The following is a 2,136-nucleotide window of genomic DNA, read 5'->3' as shown; positions in this document are numbered from 1 at the left end:
CACCTGGGGTGACTGGCGCAGGGTGGCCAGGCGGTAGTCGGCGCTAATGTATGGGTCGGGGTTGGGTACCTGGGCGCTGACGAGTACGGTGTCGCCTTCGATTTGGTAAAAGAGGGGGTCGTGGCGCAGCAGGTCGGTAACCTGGGCCAGGCCGATGTCATCGCGACCGCTGAGGGCCAGCACCACCCGCTGTGAGTTCCAGGGAGAAATGACCGATTTCATCAACCCTTCGCCGTCGGGTAGGGGCTGTACCTGGGTTTTGCCCCACTGGCGGGTGCCGCTGCCCCGCAGGGCAAAGCCATCCTCGCTCAGCAGTTCTGGCAAGGGAAAGCGGGGCTGGGGGCCGATCGCAACCAGGTTCTTTTCGTCGCGATCGGCCTGGGGTAGATCGCCCTGGCGATAGACGGCGAGTTGGACAGAGTCGGCCAAACTCAAGCGGCCCAGGCGTTCGGCTAGCTCTAGCAGTACGGTGACATCGGTATTGGTGGGGGCGCTGGGCAGCACGACCGCCGTAGTGGAGAGATCTTGCGGGGCGGTGAAGGGGTAGCCAGTTTTGAATAAATCTAAATCGGGCAGGCTGGTGACGGCGGTGCGCTGGAGGCTAAAGCTGGTGTCGCTGTGGATGGTGCCCCAGAGCTGCTGGTCGGTCACCCGGCTGCACGATCGCCGCTCGCGGGGGTCGAGGCGAAAGTTGACCTGCAGCTTGGAGGTGGGAGTGATGCGATCGCCCGGCAGATCGACCTCCAGGGTGCGGTTGTTTGCGCCTTTTACCTCCGTCAGCCGTTCTCCCGTAATCGACACACCGTCTAACTCCACATCCACCAGGGAGGTGAGAGGGTTAATTTGGGGGCCGTAGCTATAGGAGAGGCGCATTTTGCTGCCGCGCAGCAGGCGATCGTCGGGCAGCGCCTTGAAGTCGATTTCCATCGCTGGCGAATGGGATCCGCGCACGGTCGTTTCGTCCAAGGGCTGGCGATTAGGATCGGTCAGGTCGGTGAGCAAAAAGTCATTCTCTTCGGGCAAATAACCGGGCCACTGGCGGGGTGGCAGCGGCGGCAACGCTTCTGCCTGGTTGACCACTACCCCGTGGCCGGTGGCAATCTGCTGGGCTTGGGGCTGCACCAGGTACTGCACTGCCTTGGCCACTCCCGCTTCACCGTTGCCGGTAATCACCAACACGGGCGAGCTATCGTCCGCCGCCGTCGCCCACATCAGCAGGCCCGACTCTGGCGGCAGGGCTTTGCCCGCATCATCCACAAACTTGCCGTCTTCAAGCGCAAAGGGCAGGGTTAGATCGGCTAGAGCAGGCTGCTGGGTGGGGGTGCCCAACATGACTAACCGTTCTTCGGCCTCCAGATCGTCTAATGCTTTCACCAGACGGGTATCGAGGGGGCGATAGTGGGCGGTGCGGCCCAGGTACGTTTGCAGTCGCGCCGTTGCGGTTAGCCAGGGGCTATCGGCCTGGGTGGGTTGCAGGTAGGCTACCCGGTTGGTTTGCAGGCTCAGCGTGTCAAACAGCGGGTAGGGAAACTGGCTAAAGTCGGGGGTTATCGCCTGGGGCTGGTAGTCAAACACCAGCTTGGAGTCGGGTAGCACCTCGGTCCAGAGCGACGGGTCGAAGGGGTCTTGGGTGCAGGTGGGCGAGTTGTTTTGCAGGGCCGCCAGCAACAGCTCGTTGTCGTCTTCTAGTAGATCGGCGGGCACCTCTAGCACCGCATCGCCAATTTCGCCCATAGGCTGGTTGAGGGGCAGGCTGCCAATGCTAGTGCCGTTAATGAGTACCGTCAGGTTAGAGCGGGTGGCGTAGAGGGCCGCCGAGTGGCGGTAGCGCAGCAGCACCTTGACCGATTTAGCCGTCCAGTGGCGGGGGCGGGTAAAGTGCAGCCGCTGCTCGTCGTAAATGCCGCTAAAGCGCAGGCGGTTGCCCACCACCGGGCTGCGGTTGAATTCCATCACGTATTGGCCGGGTTCGCCGGGGGCAATTACCGGGGCCGCAGGCAGGTTGGTCGGCAGGGCAATTTCCGCTGGAGCAGGGGCTGTCTCGGCGGTGGGAGCAGTATCCTGGGCCAGCAGCGGTTGCCCGGTAATCAGCAACAGGGTGGTGAGGTAGAGGGCTAGGCGGCGGCGAGCCAGGGG

1 protein-coding gene is annotated in these 2,136 nt (G+C 63.1%); it reads right to left on the bottom strand.

Annotated elements, in window-relative coordinates; translation table 11 throughout:
* Positions 1-2,136: cellulose biosynthesis cyclic di-GMP-binding regulatory protein BcsB (locus IQ273_RS32730; protein WP_194027246.1), on the bottom strand; the 2,136-nt coding region annotated here is incomplete at both ends.

It is taken from the genome of Nodosilinea sp. LEGE 07298, assembly GCF_015207265.1.
Lineage (GTDB): Bacteria > Cyanobacteriota > Cyanobacteriia > Phormidesmidales > Phormidesmidaceae > Nodosilinea.
The sequence above is the reverse complement of the archived record's forward strand: the minus strand, read 5'-3'. Positions and strand labels throughout refer to the sequence as shown.